We start from the raw sequence: 22,329 nt of genomic DNA on the forward strand, positions 1-22,329 counted from the left end.
GAGGAGCAGGTCTTGATCTCCTGTTTTGAGCACTTGGTAGGGCTGTAGCCGCGCTGCGAGGACATAGACGACGATGTCTGCGAAACATCAGCGATGAAGCAGCACGCATTAGACGGGCGCCACATGCGTGGGAGCGAGTTGGAAGATCACCGCAATCCCGCGCTCGATGGTCTTCGCGCGATCAGCATCTGCCTCGTCCTGGCGACCCATCTTCTTCCCCTGGGACCGAAGGCTCTTCATCTGAATTCGACCGCTGGTCCGATGGGGATGAGTCTCTTTTTCGTCCTTTCGGGATATTTGATCCTCAGCACGCTTCGGTCGGCCCCGATCCCGGAATTCATCGTAAAACGGTTGGCTCGAATACTGCCGCTCGCCTATCTCTATATTCTGCTGGTCTTTATTTTGGGCGGTTTGAGCAAACAAGCGCTGCCTTACCATTTGGGGTTCGTCGTCAACTATCGACCCGACCAGATGACGCCTGTTACGGAGCATCTCTGGTCTTTGTGTGTCGAGGTTCACTTCTATGTCTTCGTGATGCTGCTCGCGGTGGGTGGCCGGAAGGCTTTCGTACTCGTCTGGCCTTGTTGTCTCGCCATCACCGCCATCCGCGTCATGGAAGGTGCTTACATTGACGTTCCGACGCACCTGCGCGTAGACGAAATCTTGGCGGGCGCCTGTATTGCGACGTTGCCGATGCGCCGATTCCGCGCATTCGCAGCGCCGCTGGTCATCTGGGTGCTGGCGGTCGGCGCCTGGTTCGGGACTTCTCATCCGGATAGCGGCTGGGTTCAATATCTGCGACCCTATGCGGCAGCTTTTCTGCTTGCAGCAACGCTAGCTCAACCGCCCAATCGACTGACCGCCGTACTAAGCGGTCGGGCTCTTCGCTACATCGCCGCCGTTTCCTACGCTCTCTATGTCTTTCATCCGCTTGCGGCACACGGATGGTGGAATGACGCAAACGTCTGGCAGCGATATCTGCTCAAGCGGCCGTTAGGCTTTGCTCTCACGCTGGCTGCCGCTCACATTTCGACTTTCTACTGGGAGGCGATATGGATACAGGCCGCCAAGCGTTGGGGCCGTTCGAGGCGCACGGGGGCTCTGCAGTCCGTTGGACGACTGGAAAATGTCGCTGGAGAATAGTGTCGCGTCTGCCGATGTGGTGCCTCCGACGGACGCAGGCACCGCTCGGATTCTGCGACGATTTGCCAGGCCGGCCGCGCCACAAGGTCATACGAAAATCGAACCGGGAATGGTCGTGAGGATCATCGTTCTGTTTCTTGCGAACGCCCTGCCCGCGACAAATTGATGTAGGGGTTCGAAGCGAGCGGCTTGGAGCGGATTGTCGGGACTTTGATGATATCGTTCGGTTCGATGATAGTCGTCTCGTCTGCCGTGATCTCTCGCATGAGCTCGCCGTCCTTCCTCAGCAGTGTGACGCTAGGCCGCTCGCCTTTCTCCGCCGAGCGCTCCCGCGCCTCGGCCGGCGCGCCGAATTGCGCCTCTTTCAGCAGGTCGTCTGCTGTCTCGATCCGCACTTGCACCTCCGCGATCTCATCCTTCGTCAGCTGCAGATCCCGCGTGTTCGTCCGGCTTCTCTCGAGAGCGCGTTCCCGAACCCGTTGCTCCGCCAAAGTGATGTTCTCTCCAGCTCTCACGATTTCCGTTTCGGCGGCCATCTGCTGGTTTGCGATCTGTGCGAGCGACCGTTCCAGGGCGAACAGCGTCGGCGCAAGGGCGAGGCCCCTCGCTGAGAGCGAACGAAGCTCGTCCAATTGATGTTCGATGGTGCCTTTCTCCTGCTTCAGCGCCTCGATCTGTCCGCGGAGCGAATCGATCTCACGCTGGTAGAGCGACTTGATATCTTTGAATGCCGATACTTCCGAGCGCGCCGTGTCGTTTTCCTGCGCGAGCGCCGCGCGTTCGCTTTCAATGATCGCGGAGATGGTGGCGTCGACCTGTTCATTCGAAAGCTCTGTCGGAATAGTAACACTCTCCTGCCCGGCAAGCGCCGCCGTCAGGCGTGCCGCGCGCACGACCAGGCGGTTCTGTTTCAGGGCCAACGTGCGGATGTCGCCTTTCGCGAGCGCAACGTCGCGATCTAACCGCAACAGGCGCAGACCACTACTATCAGGGCGGTAATACCCGCCGGCGGCGCTGATCGCTTGAACAACGGTGAGGCCTGGCCGATACGGATATTCGCCAGGTCGTTGCACGTCGCCCAGGATTGAGAACGGGCGAAACTGAACAATCTCGACGGCCGTGAAAGGCCGTTCGATCCTGCCCCCGCGCTGCTGCAACCGGTCAGATATTTCCTGCGCCAGATCTTTGACCTGGAGACCAGTGGCCTTGATGCCGCCGATCAGGGGCAGCGAAACCAGGCCATCCGTAGTCACAGTGTATTCGCCGCCGATGTCCGGCCATTCCTGCACTTTGATCTTTAGCCGATCCGAGACGCCAAGCCTGTACTCGTCTCCGAAAGCCGGCGACACAGCAAGGGCCAGAGCGAAACCCGAGACAATCGAAATTTCGCAAAACCATTTCCATAGCCGGCCTTTGCCCTCCAAAGCGTCGCGGGCCGGCCACTGCTCACCACGCGCATCCGGATCAGGCGTGGCCCACGGGGTCTTGTTTATGACCGTGCCAAGAATCTTGTCCCGAACGGGTCCCAGTGACTGCAGCGATTGCTCAAGCTGAACTTCCGACGTGCGCCCCCATTCCACAACGATCAGCAACTCGTCGACAATCTGACCCGCAGAGCGGACGTCGGCGACGGGGCTCAGCGCAGGTAGATCGAGAATAACCCATTCGTAACCGCACTCGCCGGACGCTGTGATTGCGTGAACTAGATTGTGCCACTGCATGTCGATGTTGCCAACCACATGCCCGCTCGGCAAGAAGTCGAGATTGGGACGAACTTCCGCCCGGATGACTTCGTCCGGAGCAGCTGAGCCTCGCAGCAACTGGTAAAGGCCTTGCGTTTCGCTTGGCGTCAGACTGTTCGAAAGCGCCGCAGTCTTCGATGCATCGACGAGAAGAACGCGCGAGCCATCTCCAGCGATAAGTCCGGCCCAGTGCGCTGCGAACGTCGACTTGCCCTCTCCGCAGCGACACGATGTTATGCCCACAATGTGAGGGACGTCCCCGCGCCGTTCGAGGACCGCCGATCGCGCACGCCGCAGCACTGTGCCCCGCAAGGTAGAACCCAATTCCGGATCGGCGTAATGCAAGGTGCGCGCATAGGCATGGGGAGAGAGCTTCTGAAGCATCCAAGCGCCGAACCGGCCGCCACCTGGCCATCGTTTTGGCTCTCGCAAAGCGGGCCGGTCCATCATTCGCGGCAAATACCCAAAGCACTCGGCCGACGTCATCGCTAGCTGCTCGGCAGTGCGCACACGTCGATCAAAAAGCACGATTGCGAGCCCAACGCTCACACCCAGTGCGGCACCAAGGACGGCTGCTAACGCGGACATGACCCCGGCCGTCGGCCCGTCTTTGGAGCCAGGGGGAACCGCCTCGCTGATGATTCGAGCCGTAGGACCCAATACCTTGATACGTTCCCTCACTGCTGCGCTCGTCGTGACGACGGAACTTGTGTCGTTTTGCTCTTGCACGAACGATTCCGCGATCTCGTTGGTCAGCCTCGCAGCATCCTCCGCAGTCAGGGCTTTAGCTCGCACTGCAATGATTTGGCTGGTGCCGACCCGGTTGACAGTGATGTTGGATTTCAGGGCCGCCAGCGCCGTCTGCCTTCTTGACGTTTCGGAGCTCGTTCGTTCCGGCGCAAACATCTGCAACAGCCCAAGATCGCGGATGCTACGTGATTTCGGCAAGATCAGTTCTATTTCCTCCAATCCAAGCCGGTCGACGGCCCTTTCAAGCACCCTGCTGGACTTCGCCATTTCGATTGCGCTCTGGACCAGCGAGTTCTCGACCAGCAGCTGCGTAACGACCGCATCCGGGCCTGACTGTTGCAGCGTGGTGTTCGAAATCAACAGTTCGGAAGAAGCGCTGAACGCGGTCGTTCTGAGCAGGACATAAGCAACACTCGCCAACCACACCATGACGGCGCCAGCAAGCATCAAACGAACAATCATCCGCCCCTGCTGACGAATCTTCGCAAGATTGATTCTGAAACCGATCCCGTCACGCCCGGGCTCCGGCGCAATGGATCGCATTGCCGGTTCGAATAGGACTGAGCGCTGACTCTTGGTCGAATCGAGCATCAAACAAACTCCTGCGTTGATGCTGCGAAAGCGTGTCGATGCTATGTTCGCGCATCCGTTGCCAATATTTGCTCGGCTCCTGAAGAGTTGCCTAAACCGTCTCCAATTGTCCGACGGGAGGGCCGAGGTTGGTTCTCGCCGTCGGCGGAGCAAGCCGCTTCAGCGCGCCCCTTTTGCGCATCGCAAAGTGCGGCCGGCTGCGAATCGGGATGATCTGCTCCTTTTTACAGCGGGTTTTCAGCACACGGGACAAGCTGGTCAGCCGCGCCGCCGCGAGTTTCCATAGTCAGTAGAGCGAAAATGCCACCCCCGAAGCGAGCGCAGCGATGCGAGCACCACCGAGACGCGCGACTGCGCCTTTGCTTGTACGCATAGAACAGCTCTCCGGCGAGAATCCGGTCAACGTCGCCGCGTCGCTGTGTCGATTCTCGACAACGACAGCAGCGACTACGGTCGACGTACGGATATTAAGCGAAAGGTGTTGGATTGGCCAGAATTGCACTCATCACGCGTCGCGAACGAAACGATGACGACAGGCGGCGCGACGCGACAATCACTCCAAAGTAGATAGTCCTTTCGAATAGTCCCGAAGGCCGCTCGGATTGCCGCATAGTCGAAGATGGCCTCGAGTTCGGAGCTGACGACGGCGGCTTACTTCTCGCCGCGTGCGGCAGCTTTATTCAAGCCGATTGTCAGCGGCCGGCCTCGGATTAGTCAGGATGGGTCGGTCCTCCATCCGTGAGAGCCGATATTTCAAGCCGCCGTGCTGGTTAGATTGCACATCACTCCATCACGCTGAATCACGGCTCGGTGGAGTGGCCTAGTCGGTTTGGTTTGACCGCGCGAAGCGCCGGCGATTTACGCCGGTTTGGGGTTGACCGACAATCAATGTGCAGGAGACTGTCGTGACCATTGCCCTGCAATATGGACCGACTTCAAACGTCCCACGATGCGACGCTCAAAGACCGATTGCACCCGACTTTTCGCGGCCGGTTTACTGTCTCCAGGGGCTAGTATGCGATGTGGTGACGATGGAGGAGGCAACTCAACGACTCCTCCTGTCGATTAAAGAGGCGCGCCGGTGCAACGTCGCCACGCCAAACGCAAGCTTCCTGCGAATGATACGGTCGGATCCGGATTTTAGAGACGCCGTGCTCGCCAGCGATCTTTCCGTGATTGATGGCATGCCGCTTGTTTGGCTTGCACGCGCGCTAGGTATCTCCGTCCCTCATCGCGTATGCGGATCAGATCTGTTTGACGCACTGATGCGTCTGCGTCGCTCGGGCGACCGGACCAGCGCCTTCTTCTTCGGTGCAACCGATGAAGTCGGCCGACGCGTACGCGAACGCCTCAACGCGGGCACGTCTGGCGTCCGCTGCGCTGGCGCCTACGCGCCCGGATTCGGCACTGTTGAATCCATGAGCGATCCTAGAATTTTCCGTATCATCAATCAAGCGGCTCCCGATCTATTGGTCGTATCGGTCGGAGCTCGCAAAGGGCTTTTGTGGCTCAAGCGAAACGAGCATCTGCTTTCAAGCCCTGTGATCTGCAACCTCGGTGCGACGATCCATTTTGTCGCCGGAAGCATCAAGCGCGCACCCGTTTTCTTTCAGCGTCATGGGCTCGAATGGCTCTGGCGGATCAAGGAAGAGCCAGCGCTTTGGAGGCGGTACGCTCTCGATCTCGCGACGCTGATATCGGTGTTGGTGGGCCAGATCGTACCATACCTCGTCAAGCGCGCGTTGCACAAGCTATCTGCGGCGCAGCCCTCAACGCCACGCTTGCAGCATTATCATGACGAAACGGCTGAGGTGTTGAAGTTTTCCGGCGCTTGGACGGAAGACAATCTCGCGCCGGCGCGCTCGGGTCTTGCGGCGGCGACACAGAGAGCGAGCAACCTCGTGTTAGACCTTGAAGGCGTAACGTTTGTCGACGCCTCCTTCTTGGGCCTGGTGCTGGTTGCGTACGGGTATCAGCGGCGAATGCAACGCGGCTTTTTCCTTAGTGCATCGAGTCGACGAGTTAAGAGCATGATGCGCTTGAATGGCTGCGGCTTTTTGCTCTCTCCCGAACGAACGCGTACGAAACCAATTCGACACCGTTGGTCCGTTTCCACGCACAGCCTGGGCGTCCGCAAACTCTGGCAGACGATCGCCAACCACGGGGAACTCTGGGGCAATTTCCGCCACCACTAAGGTTGGCCATGCTTATCTCGGTCCCGCAGATACTCTTGGAATTCGCGGCCGTCGGTTTGATTTTTGCGACGATGGCTTTCGCGGCCCAGGCGGGAGCTGCGCTGCTCTTGTCTGATCGCTCGCTACCGGCAGCGTCACTTCGCCCTTCCATTGCAGTGTTGCTACCGGCGCATGATGAAGAACAGACCATCGAAGCAACCCTAATTCGGATTAAGGAAGAATTATCGCCGGCCGATCGCCTCTTGGTCGTCGCCGATAATTGCGTCGACCGAACAAGGACGCTCGCGACGCGAGCGGGCGCAGAGGTCGTGATCCGAAATGATCCCAATTTGCGCGGAAAAGGCTTTGCTCTCGCTGCGGGTCTCCGCCACCTTGCCGCGACGCCACCCGACGTCGTCGTTTTCATCGATGCAGACTGCCGGGTCGGGTCTGGCGGCGTTGGGCTGCTCGCTCAAGCCTGTGCCGCTTCGAACGCGCCGGTGCAGTGCCTCAATCTGATGATCGCCGATCCGGATAGTCACGCTCCGCCGCCTCACTTGGCCGAGTTCGCATGGCGCATCAAGAACGATCTCAGACCTAATGGTTACGCACGCCTCGGCTTACCTTGCCAGCTGCTTGGGACCGGTATGGCGCTGCCTTGGAGACTGATTGATCCCGGGATGTTTGCGACAGGACACCTGACCGAAGATTTATTCGTTGGGCTTGAACTTGCGATGAAAGGCTTTTCGCCGCGCTTCTTTCGGGAAGCTTCTGTGACAAGCTATTTTCCCGAAAGCCAAGGCAGTCGAGATCGGCAGAAACAGCGCTGGATGCATGGGCATTTCGCGCTGATCTACAGCCATGCGCCTCGGCTCATCCATCAGGCATGGCGGCGACGAGATTTCGGGTTGCTGGCTTTGGCAGCTGACCTTGCTGTTCCACCTCTCGGGGTGCTCGCTTGCGCCAATATGGCGCTGCTACTGATGTCCCTGGCCTGGATGGCTGCGGTCGGCGCGCGGGCCCCGCTCGTTTTTGCGACCCTCGCCAGCGCGCTCTTCGCGTCGTCCCTCGTGGCCGCTTGGTGTGTCTGCGGACGGGATCTTATTGGCCTGAAGGAAGTCAAGCTCTTGCCGCGGCACATCATCACGGTCATGGGCTCTGCCTTGAACGCGGCTCGCGGACATAAGGTGCCATGGATTCGGACCGATCGGGTCTAGACGGACCACCAAACATCTCAGGCGACGGGTTCGCGTACTTTGGGGCGGATACGTTCCCGTCGGCGGCTTACCGGTGCAAGCGCCTGGCCGCCCCTCGGCTTAGCTGAAACAGCGCCTGCCCGGGCGGCCATGTTCTAAGCAAGCGCTTCACAAAACGATTGGCATCGTAGCTGACGTGGCACTGATTGAGCAGGACTGCGCGCGCCTCGACAAACTGACCGCGGTCGATCAACTGACGAGCATACTCCAGGAGAAGGAAATTCGCGTAACGCGTGCCGCTCGCCACGAGAGCGGGCGGCACTCCGCCTTCTCTTATCATGTCGGGAAACCGCTGGGCAAAGAGTGGACGCCATACCTCGCGTGCTCCGCCGCTTGCCGTATTGTTCGGCGAATGCGCGTCGTTATACGTCGCGGAGAGCTTGGCGTTGTAAACGAATGGGCCCTGACAGGCGAGCCTGCACCACATATCGATATCTTCGCCCGCCGATACTCCGACAGTAAAAAGGCCCGCCGCCAGGAGTTCGTCCCTAAGAACCAGGATCGAGCTCGAGCTCATCGGGTAGCCGCCATTGGCGAGCGCGAATGAAAAATAATCATCAACCTTCTGGGCTGCAACCTTCCGGTCAATCAACGGCCCACCAGCGCGGCTCTGAAGCTGGAGATTGCTGAAAGCTGCAATCGCCATACTGTCATTCACTGCATTTAAAAGGCAAGCAAGGTGGTCGTGCGACCACAGGTCGTCCGCATCAAGAAATGCGATCCATTTCCCTTCCGCTGCGGCGATCCCCCGATTCCGCGCGGTCGAAACCCCTGCATTCGCTTGCTGAATTAGACGCAGCCGCGGCCCACCCGAGCTTTCCACCAAACGGGCGCCGCCGTCCGTCGATCCGTCGTCAACAACGACTATCTCAAACTCGACGTCAATCTGACCAGCCGCTGATCGAAGCGTATTCAGAATGAAGTCCGCCTTGTTGTACAAGGGTATTACGACCGAGATGAAAGGCTTCCCACTCATCGTCGCCACACGGCACCGCGCATCCCCATTTATCATGCGACGGCTGCGATGAGGCTGCCATACCGAGCCGCCGTCTAAATTGTAAAATTGTGCGCCGCTTCCCGGACGGCCGCAAGTGGCGGACTAAGGGCCCCTCCCGCGGGACTACTTCCTTTGGGTCATCAAATCATTCGGAGGTGCCGTTGAACTTTTAGATCATTGAGCCGTTTAGGATCGCTAATCCGTTCCGTCCGCTAAGAATCAAAGCACCTTATCGCCCGTTTCGATCACCAAATCGCCTTCTTAAGGCCCAATACATTTACAACTTATGTACAGAGAAATTCAATTTTGCGGCATCCGGCTTATCTGAACCGAGTTTGGGACCGGCCAAGCGGTATGACAATCGGGGTATCTCAATATCTTTGGAATCGAGTCAATATATTTGGAACAAGGATCGTATTGGTGGACTCGATCGTGCCGACATTCATCCTGGAAAGCGACGGCCTCTTCCGTGAAGGCCTCCGCCTCATACTGTCGAAGACGCGCTTCCGTCCGCAAAGTTGGGGAGCTGAACTGGAAGATCTCACGAACATTCCCGTTGATACGCCAACCTTGTTCATCGTCGGAATCGGCCATAAGCATGATCTAGTCTCCAAATTGAAAGAGATCCGAGGTCAACATCCATCTTCGTCCATCGTGGTCATTGGCGCCGACGACGATCGTAGATGCATGGTGAGCGCGCTAGATGCCGGTGCAAACGCGGCGCTTTGCTCATCGGTCTCCTCAACCAGTCTCGTTAGCTCGCTTCATGCGATCATGAGCGGCGGCGTCATCGTTTTCGATGCGCGGCTCTGGCCATCGGGCATTCAACCGAATGAAGAACCAACGTCATTGCCGAGCGGAAATGCTGCCGCAACCAAGAGCGAGTCGCTGGCGCTGAAGCAACTGTCGGCGCGAGAGATCGCAATCCTGGAAAGGATTGTCCAAGGTGAATCCAACAAACATGTTGCTCGTTTTTTTGACATCGCCGAGCCGACGGTAAAGGCTCATGTCAAGGCTATTTTTCGAAAGATAGGCGCGAGTAATCGTACCCAGGCGGCGATTTGGGCGCTCAACCACAGACATTTCGAGAGCTTGAATGGGATTGCGCAGGATATCTCCGTGTTAGTCGAGCGCGAAGTTGCTCCGGGGTGAACAGACGCACCCAGAAACGGCTCGCTCTTCGGAACAGGGACAATCCATGAAATCCTCACCGGTCACGCCGACACGCACCAGTTAACCAGGTCGCCTAGTTGCCGCACTTGGGAAACTTTACGGGTGGCGATGGCGTAAACCCCCGCGGAGACCGGGTGCTGTCCCAACTGGGACACGCACGCGCCCGCTCGGGAACTGCCCTTGATCGGCAGGTAATATTCAACTTGCTGCGCATGGCTGGGAAGATACCGACGTCAGCTATGAGCTTCGGCTATATGCCCATCCTCGTGCGCCGCGCTGGGCCTAGTGGGCTGTCTGATCCCTTGATCGGCTTGGGCTTTACGCGTGGCGGGTTTCACCAAACAGCTTATGCGAGTGCCTTGTTGCGGGCTCGGCAAATGCATTCTGCTTCCTCGTCGCACGGACAAGAGGCGGGGCTGGGTCCTGCCAGTTAACTCTTTAGCTGATGATCTCCTTGACCTTGATGCCGCGCAAGGCTTCGATGCAGTCGGCCACCAAATGCAAGAGTTCTTGTCGCTTTATGTTTTTCACTTGGCGGCCTTCCATATTGGTGAGAATGAATCTCGCCATCTCGTAGGCGACTTCAAACTGCGATTTGCCGGTAACCTCGACATCGATTTTTTCAGCCATTTCGCTCCCCCGCTAGTTGTAGTTGGAAAGCCGCAGTCCATGGGTAAACCTATCGGAAAGCGGATGGCCCAGTCGAGTCCGACGTAAGGAGTGCGGATACCATCGACCGCCCTTGAAGGTCGTGGGACGAACGGCCGCGAAAGAGCGAGTATGAGCGCTGCTTCGCAAGGGGATCGACCATGCGAGTCGCGTTGCCTTATTCCGGGATTGCCGTCTGCCTCTCTATCACCGCTTGGCTCCTGCTGGCGCTGAGAACGTCCTTCCCGGAGCGCAGCGGTGGTGCGCTTCGCCGGGGCCAGCACCTTCTCGCCGCGTTCCCACGCGGCATATTTGCTTGCTGTCCATTCCTGCTCTAGCCGCCACTCCTCGAAATCTGCCCGGGTTCGCTTGGAGACGAACAAGGCCCATGGCCGCCTGGCTTATCTGCTTCCTTCTCTACCCCGCTGTTACGCGGAATAGCGTGAGAATGGAGGTTTGGTTTGTGCTGATGCTGTGGAGATGGCACATGGAGAAGCCGCCGACCTGCTCGACCTAGATCACCCGCTCCTTGGTGATCCGCAAGCTGCGAACGTAGTAGCCCTGTCGCTGAACGGCTGACCTGATCTCATCACTGACTTTGAAAACTCTTTGTCTGCTCTTGCGCCACTTATGCCTAGAGCTGAGCACGGGTATTGCTGAGCCTGTGTTTAGCACGAGCAAATCGCGCTTATCATTGCGATAGACATCAAACACTTTTTGTCCCCGCTGTTCGTATGAAGTAAGCATGAAATATGTTTCGGTCGTCTAGATCGAGCAGCTTACTATCTCGAATGGCTGTGCGGGTTGTAAATCTGCAACGCCCGCGACTTTTGCTTCACCGCGTTCCGGATTTGGAACGAGCTGATGGTGCCGCTGTCGGTGCGGGCAATCCTGACAGTGGTGATCTTTACGTTCACCCTGACCTTGCAGGAGTTCGTCTACGCGCTGACCTTCGTCTCGTCGTCCGACCAAAAGCCGATCACGCTGGGCGTCTCGACCGATCTGATCCGCGGCGACGTGTTCTTCTGGGGCGAGATCATGGCAGGCACCTTGATCGCCGCCGTCCCGGTGGCGATCGCCTATAATCTCTTCCTCGATCGCTTCATCGCGGGCATCACCGGCGGCGCGGTCAAATAGCCGTAGCGCTGCTCTGGGAGGGTTTCACTAGGCTCCTGCGCGCCCTGGTCCCATGGCCGCCACGGCCGCGCCTCCTTCTCCTCGCGGTGCCCGGCGCGATCTCGACGGAGTGTTGAGGTCCGTCATTGCCGCGACAGCCGTTTCGCTGGCGCGAGGCCGGGCGTAGCCTTTCGGCGGTGCTGCCGCGTGGCAATCGCGGTGCGTTAAGCGTTTGCCAGTGAAAGCATTGTGCTCTCCGGAACGCGGCGACCTGACGCTCCTGATCACGCCAGGAGACCCCGCATGAAGGCGCTGACGTGCCCACGACAGTATCCGCGCCTTCGGGCTTGCCGCATCTCCTGGGCCGCTCGGTTACCTGATCCGAACCCAGGCGCCATTGCTTGCTGATGATCTCAGTGCAGCATCGATGAACTTCACGCCGGCGAGGCCATCCTCGATGGTCGGGAAGATCACCGCCAGATCCTGTTTCCTGCCGGTCTCCGCTGCGCGAATGGCCCGCGCCGCCTCGGCATAGATTGTTGCGAAACCCTCAAGGTAACCCTCGGGGTGGCCGGACGGGATGCGGGTGACGCGGCCCGCCTCGACCAAGGCGCCGGCCCCGCCGCGGGTCAGGAACTGCTTGGGCCGGCCGTGGAGCGTGAACCACAGATGGTTCGGATTCTCCTGCGCCCATTCGAGGCCGCCTTTGCTGCCGTAGACACGCAGCGTCAGACCGTTCTCATTGCCGACGGCGACCTGACTCGCCCACAGCATGCCCTTGGCACCGCCCTTCCACCTGAGAAGGATCTGAACGTCGTCGTCGAGAAGCCGTCCCTCGACGAAGGTCGAGAGCTGAGCGAGCAGTTCGTCGAGCTCGAGTCCGGTGACGAAGCAAGCGAGATTGTAGGCATGGGTGCCGATGTCGCCGATGCACCCGCCGGCGCCGGAACGGGCGGGGTCCGTGCGCCACGCTGCCTGCTTCTGGCCGCTGGTCTCCAACCGCTCCGTCAACCAATCCTGCGGATACTCGGCCTGAACGAGACGGATCTCGCCAAGGTCGCCGTTCGCGACCATAGCCCGAGCCTGCCGGACCATGGGATAGCCGGTGTAATTGTGCGTCACCACGAAGACCCTGCCGGTCTTCCTGACCAGCGCCACCAGTTCCTCAGCCTCGGCGACTGTCGTCGTCAGTGGCTTGTCGCAGATCACGTGTATGCCGGCTTCAAGGAAGGCCTTCGCGACCGGGCTGTGCATGTGGTTGGGCGTCACGATCGAGACCGCCTCGATGCCGTCAGATCGCGCGGCTTCCGCCTTCGCCATCTCCTCGAAGGAGCCATAGGCACGGTCGTCGGCGATGCCGAGGTCCTTCGCCGAGGCCTTGGCTCGGATCGAATCCGACGCGAGCGCACCGGCGACCAGCTCGAATTGGTCGTCGATGCGAGCGGCAATGCGGTGGACGGCGCCGATGAAGGCGCCCTGACCGCCGCCGACCATGCCGAGCCGGATACGACGATGACCGGCAGATTCATTGCTTGCTTCGATAGCCATATTATTCCCCTTCGCTCAGGAGATGCCCAGCATCTTGCGGTTCGCCTGCTGGTCCGTACCGGAACCTGCGAAATCGTCGAACGCTTTTTCGGTGACGCGGATGATATGGTCTTTGATGATCTGCGCGCCCTCCCGCGCACCTTGCTCAGGATGCTTCAGCGCGCATTCCCATTCGAGCACCGCCCAGCTCCCGTAATCGTATTGCGTGAGCTTCGCGAAGATGGCGCCGAAATCGACTTGGCCATCGCCCAGCGAGCGGAAGCGGCCGGCACGGTCGACCCAGCTTTGGAAGCCGCCATAGACACCCTGGCGGCCGGTCGGGTTGAACTCGGCGTCCTTGACATGGAAGGCTTTGATACGCGCGTGGTAGATGTCGATGTAGTCGAGGTAGTCGAGCTGCTGCAGCACGAAGTGCGATGGGTCGTAGAGCAGGTTCGCGCGCTTATGGTTATTTACCCGATCGAGGAACATCTCGTAGGAGACACCGTCATGCAAATCCTCGCCCGGGTGGATCTCGTAGGCGAGATCAACGCCGTGCTCATCTGCATAGTCAAGGATCGGCCGCCAGCGCTTCGCGAGCTCGTCGAAGGCGGCCTCGACGAGGCCGGCCGGACGCTGCGGCCATGGATAGATATAGGGCCAGGCAAGTGCGCCTGAGAAGGTCGCGTGCACCGTAAGCCCGAGACGCTTGGAGGCTAAGATCGCGCGCTTGACCTGGTCGACGGCCCATTCGGTGCGCGCCTTCGGATTGCCGCGGACCTCAGGTGCGGCGAAGCCGTCGAACGCCGTGTCATAGGCCGGATGAACGGCGACGAGCTGGCCTTGGAGATGGGTCGAGAGCTCAGTGATGGAAAGGCCGTGACGAGATGCGATACCCTTCACCTCGTCGGCGTAGGTCTGCGACTCCGAGGCCTTCTTCAGATCGAGCAGCCGCCCGTCCCAGCTCGGAATCTGAACCCCATTGTAGCCAAGTGAGGCTGCCCAACCGCAGATCGAGTCGAAGGAGTTGAACGGCGCCGCGTCGGCGGCGAACTGAGCAAGGAATATCGCTGGTCCCTTGATCATCTTCATCGAGTGCCTCCTTCTACCTTGGACGCGCCAGCAGCACGCGCCCGCTGAGTTCGATACCCTACCAAAACTCGCCTCCCCTTGCTGGTTCCGGGAGACAGAGTGGGCATTTCACCCCAATGCCCAGACCAGGCAATCGCATCTGGGGAGTCCCGCTTCAGAAGATCTCCCCCGTCCACAACGCCATCGCATCAACGTCGGACAGCGGTGCCGATCGAACCAAAGCTGTCGTGCAGGCGGGTGCGCGGTACCACCTTCGACAACATGGCGCGATTCACCGGTCATTCCAGCTGCGGATAGCTGCCGACCACCGTGGTCGGAAGGATGTGCGTTGGCATAGCCGTGGGGTTCTCCTTCTTGTTATTGCTGAGGGCGACCGTTCAAGCCGCACGTCCCTCGTCCTTCACGGGATTACTGAGACACCTTCTTGACGAGGAAAGAGATTCGGACTCCCTTTGTGAAGCGTCCTGCAACTGGCGCGCCTGTGAAAGGCAGCTCCCGACGCGCTACAGCGAGCGTCTCGCCAGCGGCCATGGCAAGCTTCAGGCGGCACCAGCGCTCTCACGGTTTCTGCGCTGCTGAAACGAGCTCTGCCTTGCGCCGCGCCGTCTCCAACCCGAGCGCAATGAAGCGACGAGCATGATGCGCAAGCTCCATGTTGTCGGTCCACAGATTGCGCCAGATGGCGGTCTTCCTGGACAAGTTCCCGTCGACGATCTCGGAGGAGAAAGATTCGAAACTGAGATCGTCCCTGTAGCCGATTGCCGTGAGCACGTCGAAGACCGCTGCGAAATCGATGCTCCCGGTGCCGAGGAAACCGCGATGGCTCTCGCCGATATGGACATAGCCGATCTTGTTCGCGGCACGGCGGATGGCCAGTCCAATATCGGCCTCCTCCAGGTTCATATGGAATGTGTCGAGATGGAGGAAGATGTTGTCGGATCCGCTGTCCTCTATGAACGCAAGCCCTTGTGCCGTGGTGTTGAGCAGATTGCTTTCGAAGCGGTTCACCATCTCCAGATTGAGTGTGACACCGGCGGCCTTAGCTCTCTCCGCGACCTCGGCAAGCGTGGCCGCACTGCGGTTCCACTGGTCACGCGTCGGCGCCGTCGTCTGCAATCCATGGCCGGATGACAGGATGCCGCCGACCTTCCGGCCACCGAGGTCGCGCGTGAGCGCAATCGTTCCGTTCAGGATTTCAATGCCGCGCGCGGCGATCGCGCTGTCCGCGCTGGAAATGTCGCCGTCCGGCGGCAGGCCGATGCTGATCGCCACCCCGAGGCCAAAGTCAGCAATGCGCTTGGCCAGCCTGCCGATATCGACATTGGCGGGATCGAGATAGGAGAACTCGATTAGATCGAAGCCGGCCTCCTTCGTGTTGGCCAGCGTGCGTTCGAGGTCGGCTTGCGCCGAGCTCGCCGACCAGACGAAAGAGTGGATTCCGATGCGCGACATGATCATCTCCTCCTGTCGGGAATTTGGGCGGCCGCGGCGAGGCGACCGCACTGATGTTTCGAGCGGCTCTAGCGGGCCGCCGTCCAGCCCTTGTAGTCCTTCAGGTTCTCAGCTGTGATCAGCTTCGGGTCAAGCAGCACGACTGACTCGGCTGGCTTCTTACCGGCAAGCACCTGGGCAGCCATCTGCAGCGACTGACCCGCCATGACATAAGGATCCTGTGAGGCCGAGGCCTTGATCAGCGAGGTGCCGGATGAGAATTCTTTCTCGATATCCGGCGCGCCATCGACAGCCGTGATGATGAAGTCGGAGCGCTTTAGCTGCCGGGCCGCGAGCTCCGCGCCGATTGCCGTGGGATCGTTGATCGCGAATACGGCGTCGATCTTGTCGAAGCGGGTCAGCAGCGACTGGAATACCTTCAAGCCGCCGTCCCGAGAGCCTTCGGCATTCTGATCGTCCGAGAGGATATTGATGTCCGGATGCTGTTTGAGTACGTCCTTGTTGGGATCCTCGCTGACCATCAAGATCCTGTCGGATCGGCCGATTTCGGCACCACGCTACGGGATCTACAGTCACCGGTTGGGTGGCACTTGGCTGGCCGGTGGCGCCTCGAATTCTGGAGGCAGGGTGCTGGCCCAGCATTTCCCCGTTCGACGCATCGTCGCACCGAGCGCCACGATCGATCCCGAAACCGATACCGGTCTCGACTATTATCCGCTTGCCGCCGCCGGCGAACGCTTTCCGATCGCAGATCCTGCCCTGCAGCCACGAATGGCGCCACGACCGGCGGCCGATGCGGATTATCTGAAGGCGATGTTCGAGAGCATCGCGGCAATTGAGGCACTCGGCTTTAGACGCCTGGCCGAGCTCGGCGCCCCCCGTTGACCTCGGTTAGGAGCGTCGGTGGTGGGGCCGCGAATCCAGCCTGGACCAGAATCCGGCAGCGCAAGCTAGGGGTTGCGCTGCTGCCGGCACTCTCGGACGAAGCGGCTGCCGGCGCCGCAAGGCTCGCGCTGACTGGTGCGCGCGAGGCGGGACTGCTGTAGCGCGATGCACATCCAACACCTTAATGGGATCAGCCCGCTCGCGGAACGATATGAGGTGTTCCTGCTCGACCAGTTCGGCGTGCTACATGATGGTCGGCGGCCCTACGCCGGTGCTGTGCACGCTCTTTCTGCACTGAAGCGCGCGGGTAAGACCATCGTCTTGATTTCGAACTCCGGCAAGCGCGCTGCGCCGAACGAAGCCCGCTTGCTGAAGCTTGGCTTTGAAGCGGGAAGTTGGGACTACTTCGTTTCCTCCGGCGAGGTGGCGTGGCGCTCCTTCGCTGACATGGTGGCGGCAGGGACTTTGCAACCAGCTACCAAATGCCTGCTGATCAGCCGCGACGCTGATCGCTCCGCAGTCGAAAGCCTGCCCTTCGTCTTGACCGGCAGCGGCGACGATGCCGAACTGGTACTCATTTCGGCCAGCGAAGGTGACCGTTATAATCTTGATCATTATCGTGCACTACTCGCTCCGGCGGCCGCGCGAGGCGTACGAACCCCGACAGGATTATGCTGACGGCACTCGGCCCGCGCTTCGGCGCCGGCGAGCTGGCCGATCTCTACGAGAACCTGGGCGGCAGGGTTACCCGCATCGGTAAGCCCAACGCACAAATTTTCGAAACCGCGTTGGAATTGGCGGGCAAGCCGGGCCATAAAAGTGTCGTTTGCGTCGGCGACAGCCTTGAGCATGACATCGTCGGTGGACGCGGGGCCGGCCTTGCGACCGCGCTGGTGCTCTCTGGCATACTAAGCAACACCGCCGATGTGACTGCATTGTTCAAGCAACGGTGCGCTTTTCCCGATTACACGATCGACACTTTTCGCTGGGGCTGATCTGCTGCAGCCGCGCCCGCTCGGACAGTGCGCAATCATATCGCTCCGATCTTGATGCGCCAGTTCATGCCACTGTTTGTCGGCTCCTTGATCTTTGCCGTTGCGAGCGTCGTTAGCGTTGTCGGTCGCAGACCTTCATCGTCGTCGACGGCTGGCGGTTGCTCAGTTGCTATGGCTTGAGCGGGCTCTTTGCACCGTCGAGCTCGTTGGCCCTTTCTCCCCAAAAGACTGCTTTGAAAAATCGGAGGCTAGCGCCTGCTGCAACACGCCTGATCACGTTGGCGTGCGCAAGATTTTTCTTGATCACCCAGTGCATGACGATATGCACACGCTGCCCTTTAACCGATTGAAAAACCGAACTCTCGCTCCAATCCATCATGGGCAAGTTTGATCTAGCTCCAGCAACCAAGGTCCAACGAGATCTTGTCAACAATGACGTGGGGTCGCTGATGGAGAGCATGCTCGCCCGGACTCTCCGCCCTGAAGGTTCATATCGAGGGACGTGCAAGCATCTCAAATTGCTTTTTCAGGCGGTAGCCTGACGTTCATTGCGTCCCGAACGCAGTGAGCATCTTCTAAGTTATTGATCTTTCTCACAGTGGTAGTCGCACCAGTCCCGTTCTGTTCACGGTCGTTTCACCCAATTCGTTGCGATTTCGTTGCGGCATTCATAGACGCGAACGAGAGCTGCTGAGGACGCTGGAGGCCGGACCCGCGCGCCCGACGCGGAAACCGGTCGTGCGATCACCCGGCGTTGCATGGAGCGGGGCATGTCTATGAACATCGTTTCAATCGGGACAATGTCAGCAATCTGGCGTATCGCCCCGCCGCTTACCATCACCCGCACCGAAATCGATCGTGGTATCCAAATCATCGATCAAGCCATTAATGCCGGAAACGTGCCGGCAACGGTCTGAAGGAGGATGTCGCCTATCCTCCGAGCCACTTGGATACGCTCGATAAGTTCGGCACCGCACACTTCTCCGGTCCCGGCGATGCCCCTGCTGATCGATTCGCCCACAGCGCATAATGTTAGGGGCTTCCCACGCACAATTGACAAGAGCGAGCCGCACACTCGCTTCGTCGGCGAGATCATCCTGCGGTCACGATCGTTGCAGACGAAGCCGAAGGTTGCGCGCACGGCTGCTTGATGCGTGCCGGATTTCGCCGCCAGCATGATATCGTTTGACTGAGCAGCCGCACGTCAGGCGCGAGTATACCCAGATTCTGGCCGCAAAGCGCTGCTGTCCTTGCAGTGATGTACAGGTGAATGCACGTGGCTTGTTACTCCATGCTGCGGTCATCTGTGAAAAGTAACGGGGTCGATCGCATGTCCGAACCCAAAAGCGCCTGACCAACCATCTGATAATTGGCGGGTGCTAGAGTGATGTGTTGCGTGGCCGCATGAACATCGCGCATGCAGCGTTCGAGCCCGGCGCTCACATAGGGGGAGGCCGAGCCGCCCGCGCTAAATATAAGTTCGGTGGCTTCTTTGGCGACGTTCGCGGCATGCGTCGAGGCGAGCCATAGCGTGGCGCGCTGAGCAAGGTTTACGGTCTCGCCTTGACTGACGACCCGCCATGCCTCTTCAAGTGCATCGTAAAGGAACGCCCGCCCCGAGCGCAGCAATGCCTCGGCCCGTCCCAAACTGGCTTGCATCGTAACATCCTCGCTGAGCGACTTTCGAGAACGGGCGGCGATCTTGGTTCCGGAAAGCCCGACCAGAACATCGATCGCGTGGCGCGCGATGCCCAACGGTACGGCGGCGAGCAGAGCACCGAAAATTGCGATTGTCGGAAGCGCATATAGCGGCCCCTGTTCTACAGGCGGTTCGCGAAGCGAGAGGGACCGCTCGGACGGAACGAAAACGTCTGCGACCGCGTAGTCGTGGCTTCCCGTGCCGCGAAGCCCGATACTGTGCCAAGTATCAAGGATTTCGCATTCCGCGGCAGGAAACAGCAGGAGGCGCGTGACTGGCGTGCCGTCCGCTCTCAGGCGAGGCTGATCCCCGTCCAGGATTCGACAGCCGCCCACGATCCAGGTGGAGTGCTGGCAGCCGCTTCCGAGTGGCCATCGGCCGGTGACGCGATAACCTCCATCGACGACCACAGCATTCCCGGAGGGTCGTAGGCCTCCGGCTACTCTAACGAACGGATCGCCACCGTAAATCTCGAGCGCTGCGTCCTTCCGGAGATATCCGCCGAATGCGCCATATCCGCCGCCGATTGCCATACACCAACCCGCCGCACCATCTGCGCGCGAGATCTCTTCGACGACCCGAACAAGTGACATTGGGTCGGTCTCTTGACCGCCGATGCTGCGCGGAATCCACAGGCGAAAAAGCCCCGACCGTGCCATCGCCTCGACCAACGGCGTAGACAGCCTCCGCGACCGCTCGCTCTCTTCCGCAGACGCCTGCACCAGCGGTGCGAGGGCCGCAGCAGTCTCGATGAACGACGGCACCGCGGTTTCGGCCATTGATCCCTCCACCCCATTCCGATAGCCCGGAGCCGACGCTTCGCGCCGGCTCCTTTCAAAATGCACGACGATGTCAAGAACGTTTGGCGCCTCACATGCCCTTCGCGTCGAGCTGGGCATAATTCCCCTTGGCGTCCCATTTGTAGACGACATAGTCCATCACCTTGATGTCGCCCTTGGAATCGAATGCCATTTTGCCGAGCACGGTGTCCCATTCACCGGCCTTGATCGCGGCAATCACCTTCTTTGGATCGGTCGAGCCGACCTTGGTCACGGCTTGCGACCACACCTGGAAAGCGGCGTATGTATAGAGCGTATAGCCTTCGGGATCGACGTTCTTTGCCTTGAACTTCTCGACGATCGCCTTGGCGGTCGGCTTGTTCCGGGGGTCGGGACCAAAGGTGAATAGCGTGCCTTCCCCGGCGGGTCCAGTGATCGAGGCGAATTCCTTGTCGTTGATGGCATCGCCCCCCATCAGCACGGTCTTGAGACCCTGGTCGCGCATTTGGCGAACGATTAGGCCGGCCTCTTGGTGATACCCACCGACATAGACCAAGTCGATGTTGTCGCGCTTCAGGCGGGAGACAATCGAATTAAAATCCTTGTCGCCCTTGTTGTAGGACTCGAACATCTTCTCAGTGAAGCCCATCTTGTTGAGAGCCTTCTTGGTCTCGTCGGCCAAGCCCTTTCCGTAGGTCGTCTTGTCGTTGAGGATGGCAACGTTCTTGCCCGCATAGTTCTTCGCAATGTAGGCGGCGGCGATCAGGCCCTGCTGGTCGTCGCGGCCGCAGACGCGCGCAACGTTCCACAGCTTGCGTTCGGTGAAGAGCGGATTGGTGGAAGCGGGCGTTATTTGCAAAACATTACCATCTGCGTAAGCTTCCGAGGCCGGGATCGAAGACGACGAGCAGTAATGTCCGGCGACGAACGGAATTTTAGAGCCGGCGATCTTTTCCGCGACCGAGCGGGCCTGCTTGGGATCGCAGGCGTCGTCCTCGACATCGAGCACAAGCTTCTTGCCGAGCACGCCGCCGGCGGCGTTGATGTCGGACACCGCCTGTTCGGCTCCATTGCTGAACTGACGCCCGAATGCGGCTTCGCCTCCCGTCATCGAGGACGCAACTGCAACTGTGATGTCCTGCGCCAGTGCGGCCGTCGTAAGCGCAACGGATGCACCCAATGCCAGACCAATGAGATTCAATGCTTTCATGGACGTCCTCGTGATAGTTTCAGATGGCCGGCGATCGCGCCGGATTCTTCGGCGGTGAAAGTCTTTGTTCGTTAGCTCATACTCTTCTAACCCGTGTCTTGCATTGGTCCTCGCTTCGATGCGCCTTGCAGCTGAAACATTTCGTGTCACCCCTCTCCAGGGCGGCGTGTGCCTCGGTGGGCGCGCATCAGGTCGATCGTTTTCTGCCAAGATCAGGGGACAGCTGATCAAGATAGTGCGACCACTGCATGTTGATTGGCTGCTCCTCGATCAAAGTATGAAATCGCACCAACATCGAGATCAGAAATAGCGGCTTTATGAATGCTGCTCTTATGGCCATTGCAAAAAGAACAGCGATCACGACTGCAACGCCCGCTCCCATTTCCCGCGCTGCTTCTGGCAATGTCGCCACTGCGGTTACAGCAACAATGAAAAGCGAGAGGAACAAAAGCAAACTGACCGCACGCTCCATGACGAGGATCCAAACCGATGTTTTCAGGATGTCTTTGGCGTTCTGGCAGTAGTAAACTATGCCGTCGTGCGCACTCTGCCATGGATCGCCATCGTTTCGCGCCAGCGTGTAGGACAGGACAACTTTGTCCAGATAACGTGTGGCAGCTTTCGCAATCGAGTCGATGACGCTTGTGACTGCACGGAGCCCACGAATGGGAAGCATCTCGCTGATCGTATCCAGCGTTTCGTGAAAAGCGTTGAGAACGCCTCGAACGAACGCCTGAAAGCCAAACAGCACGGTGATCTCCCCAATGCTGGACTTGACGATGCGGCGTCCATAGCTGAATTGGGACTCGTTTGGCTCTCCTGTCGTCCCTTCCGTGATCAGACGCGTAAGAACCGCGACATGACCGCAGGCAACGAGGTGAAGCGTGTAGCGAAGAATCGTCCCCCAAATCCAGCCTCCCGCCGCCAACCAGGGCATTAGCCACACAACGCCAAGTGTTGTAGAGACATGAATGCCGATCCATGCGGCGCCGCCAACGGCAATAACGAGCCAAAGGCTCCATAGCAGCGCCGACCCGAGCAACGTTGCCAGTCGAACCATCGCGTAAGGCAGGCTCCGCATCATCAGCGACCAGCACGTT

General features: G+C 59.4%; 16 protein-coding genes and 3 pseudogenes. 8 read left to right on the top strand and 11 right to left on the bottom strand.

The genetic code is table 11. The annotated features are described in order from the left end of the window. The first annotated feature begins 93 nt into the window (after positions 1-93). Positions 94-1,143, top strand: coding sequence for an acyltransferase family protein (locus JJC00_RS33175; protein ID WP_200469975.1), 1,050 nt, complete (start codon positions 94-96; stop codon positions 1,141-1,143). A gap of 122 nt (positions 1,144-1,265) precedes the next feature. Here JJC00_RS33175 and JJC00_RS33180 read toward each other — a convergent pair whose 3' ends face one another. After that, positions 1,266-4,226 (bottom strand): polysaccharide biosynthesis/export family protein, encoded by a 2,961-nt coding sequence (locus JJC00_RS33180; RefSeq protein WP_200469976.1) that lies wholly within the window; start codon positions 4,224-4,226, stop codon positions 1,266-1,268. Positions 4,227-5,131: 905 nt separating this feature from the next. On the opposite strand from JJC00_RS33180, the gene JJC00_RS33185 reads away from it, so the two are divergent. Together JJC00_RS33185 and JJC00_RS33190 are read left to right on the top strand one after the other, a co-directional pair. After that, entirely contained in the window at positions 5,132-6,421 is a 1,290-nt protein-coding gene (locus JJC00_RS33185; RefSeq protein WP_200469977.1) for a WecB/TagA/CpsF family glycosyltransferase, read from the top strand. 8 nt (positions 6,422-6,429) lie between these two features. Further along, a complete protein-coding gene (locus JJC00_RS33190) occupies positions 6,430-7,617 on the top strand; it encodes a glycosyltransferase family 2 protein (protein ID WP_200469978.1) in 1,188 nt (395 codons plus the stop codon). 67 nt (positions 7,618-7,684) lie between these two features. Here JJC00_RS33190 and JJC00_RS33195 read toward each other — a convergent pair whose 3' ends face one another. After that, entirely contained in the window at positions 7,685-8,596 is a 912-nt protein-coding gene (locus JJC00_RS33195) for a glycosyltransferase family 2 protein (RefSeq protein WP_200469979.1), read from the bottom strand. Positions 8,597-9,073: 477 nt separating this feature from the next. Between JJC00_RS33195 and JJC00_RS38460 the strand changes: the two genes are divergently transcribed. Continuing rightward, positions 9,074-9,805 carry a LuxR C-terminal-related transcriptional regulator gene (locus JJC00_RS38460; protein ID WP_246774009.1) on the top strand — a complete coding sequence of 244 codons (732 nt, stop codon included), beginning with the start codon at positions 9,074-9,076 and terminating at the stop codon, positions 9,803-9,805. 459 nt (positions 9,806-10,264) lie between these two features. On the opposite strand, the gene JJC00_RS33205 is transcribed toward JJC00_RS38460, so the two are convergent. Together JJC00_RS33205 and JJC00_RS38465 are read right to left on the bottom strand one after the other, a co-directional pair. Continuing rightward, positions 10,265-10,456: a hypothetical protein gene (locus tag JJC00_RS33205; protein WP_200469980.1), complete on the bottom strand. Its 192-nt coding sequence runs from the start codon at positions 10,454-10,456 to the stop codon at positions 10,265-10,267. Positions 10,457-10,987: 531 nt separating this feature from the next. After that, positions 10,988-11,188, bottom strand: coding sequence for a hypothetical protein (locus tag JJC00_RS38465; protein WP_246774010.1), 201 nt, complete (start codon positions 11,186-11,188; stop codon positions 10,988-10,990). Positions 11,189-11,338: 150 nt separating this feature from the next. Here JJC00_RS38465 and JJC00_RS33210 point away from each other — a divergent pair, with 150 nt between their 5' ends. Next, complete coding sequence (locus JJC00_RS33210) at positions 11,339-11,611, top strand: carbohydrate ABC transporter permease (RefSeq protein ID WP_200469981.1); 273 nt, start codon at positions 11,339-11,341, stop codon at positions 11,609-11,611. Positions 11,612-11,962: 351 nt separating this feature from the next. Here the strand turns inward: JJC00_RS33210 and JJC00_RS33215 are convergent, their stop codons facing one another. The 4 genes and pseudogenes from JJC00_RS33215 to JJC00_RS33230 form a co-directional block, all read right to left on the bottom strand. Then, positions 11,963-13,138, bottom strand: a complete 1,176-nt coding sequence (locus JJC00_RS33215) for a Gfo/Idh/MocA family protein (RefSeq protein ID WP_200469982.1) — start codon at positions 13,136-13,138, stop codon at positions 11,963-11,965. A 15-nt stretch (positions 13,139-13,153) separates the two neighbouring features. Then, the gene (locus tag JJC00_RS33220; protein ID WP_200469983.1) at positions 13,154-14,209 is read right to left on the bottom strand and encodes a sugar phosphate isomerase/epimerase family protein; all 1,056 of its coding nucleotides are present in this window, start codon (positions 14,207-14,209) and stop codon (positions 13,154-13,156) included. Between the two features lie 558 nt (positions 14,210-14,767). Next, the gene (locus tag JJC00_RS33225) at positions 14,768-15,661 is read right to left on the bottom strand and encodes a sugar phosphate isomerase/epimerase family protein (protein WP_200469984.1); all 894 of its coding nucleotides are present in this window, start codon (positions 15,659-15,661) and stop codon (positions 14,768-14,770) included. A gap of 68 nt (positions 15,662-15,729) precedes the next feature. Beyond that, positions 15,730-16,161: pseudogene (locus JJC00_RS33230) on the bottom strand (substrate-binding domain-containing protein); the annotation flags it as partial. 1 nt (position 16,162) lies between these two features. Here JJC00_RS33230 and JJC00_RS33235 point away from each other — a divergent pair. From JJC00_RS33235 to JJC00_RS33245, 3 genes and pseudogenes are all read left to right on the top strand, one after another. Then, a pseudogene (locus JJC00_RS33235) lies at positions 16,163-16,707 on the top strand (FGGY-family carbohydrate kinase); the annotation flags it as partial. A 4-nt stretch (positions 16,708-16,711) separates the two neighbouring features. Continuing rightward, a pseudogene (locus tag JJC00_RS33240) lies at positions 16,712-17,541 on the top strand (TIGR01459 family HAD-type hydrolase). 770 nt (positions 17,542-18,311) lie between these two features. After that, entirely contained in the window at positions 18,312-18,458 is a 147-nt protein-coding gene (locus tag JJC00_RS33245; RefSeq protein WP_200469985.1) for a hypothetical protein, read from the top strand. A gap of 367 nt (positions 18,459-18,825) precedes the next feature. On the opposite strand, the gene JJC00_RS33250 is transcribed toward JJC00_RS33245, so the two are convergent. From JJC00_RS33250 to JJC00_RS33260, 3 genes are all read right to left on the bottom strand, one after another. After that, the gene (locus JJC00_RS33250) at positions 18,826-20,019 is read right to left on the bottom strand and encodes an acyl-CoA dehydrogenase family protein (RefSeq protein ID WP_200469986.1); all 1,194 of its coding nucleotides are present in this window, start codon (positions 20,017-20,019) and stop codon (positions 18,826-18,828) included. 91 nt (positions 20,020-20,110) lie between these two features. Next, on the bottom strand, positions 20,111-21,229 hold the full coding sequence (locus tag JJC00_RS33255) for a branched-chain amino acid ABC transporter substrate-binding protein (protein WP_200469987.1): 1,119 nt from the start codon (positions 21,227-21,229) through the stop codon (positions 20,111-20,113). A gap of 187 nt (positions 21,230-21,416) precedes the next feature. Further along, a complete protein-coding gene (locus JJC00_RS33260; RefSeq protein WP_200469988.1) occupies positions 21,417-22,313 on the bottom strand; it encodes a hypothetical protein in 897 nt (298 codons plus the stop codon). Between the last annotated feature and the right edge of the window lie 16 nt (positions 22,314-22,329).

This window comes from Bradyrhizobium diazoefficiens (assembly GCF_016616885.1).
In the GTDB taxonomy this organism is placed as follows: Bacteria; Pseudomonadota; Alphaproteobacteria; order Rhizobiales; family Xanthobacteraceae; genus Bradyrhizobium; species Bradyrhizobium diazoefficiens_F.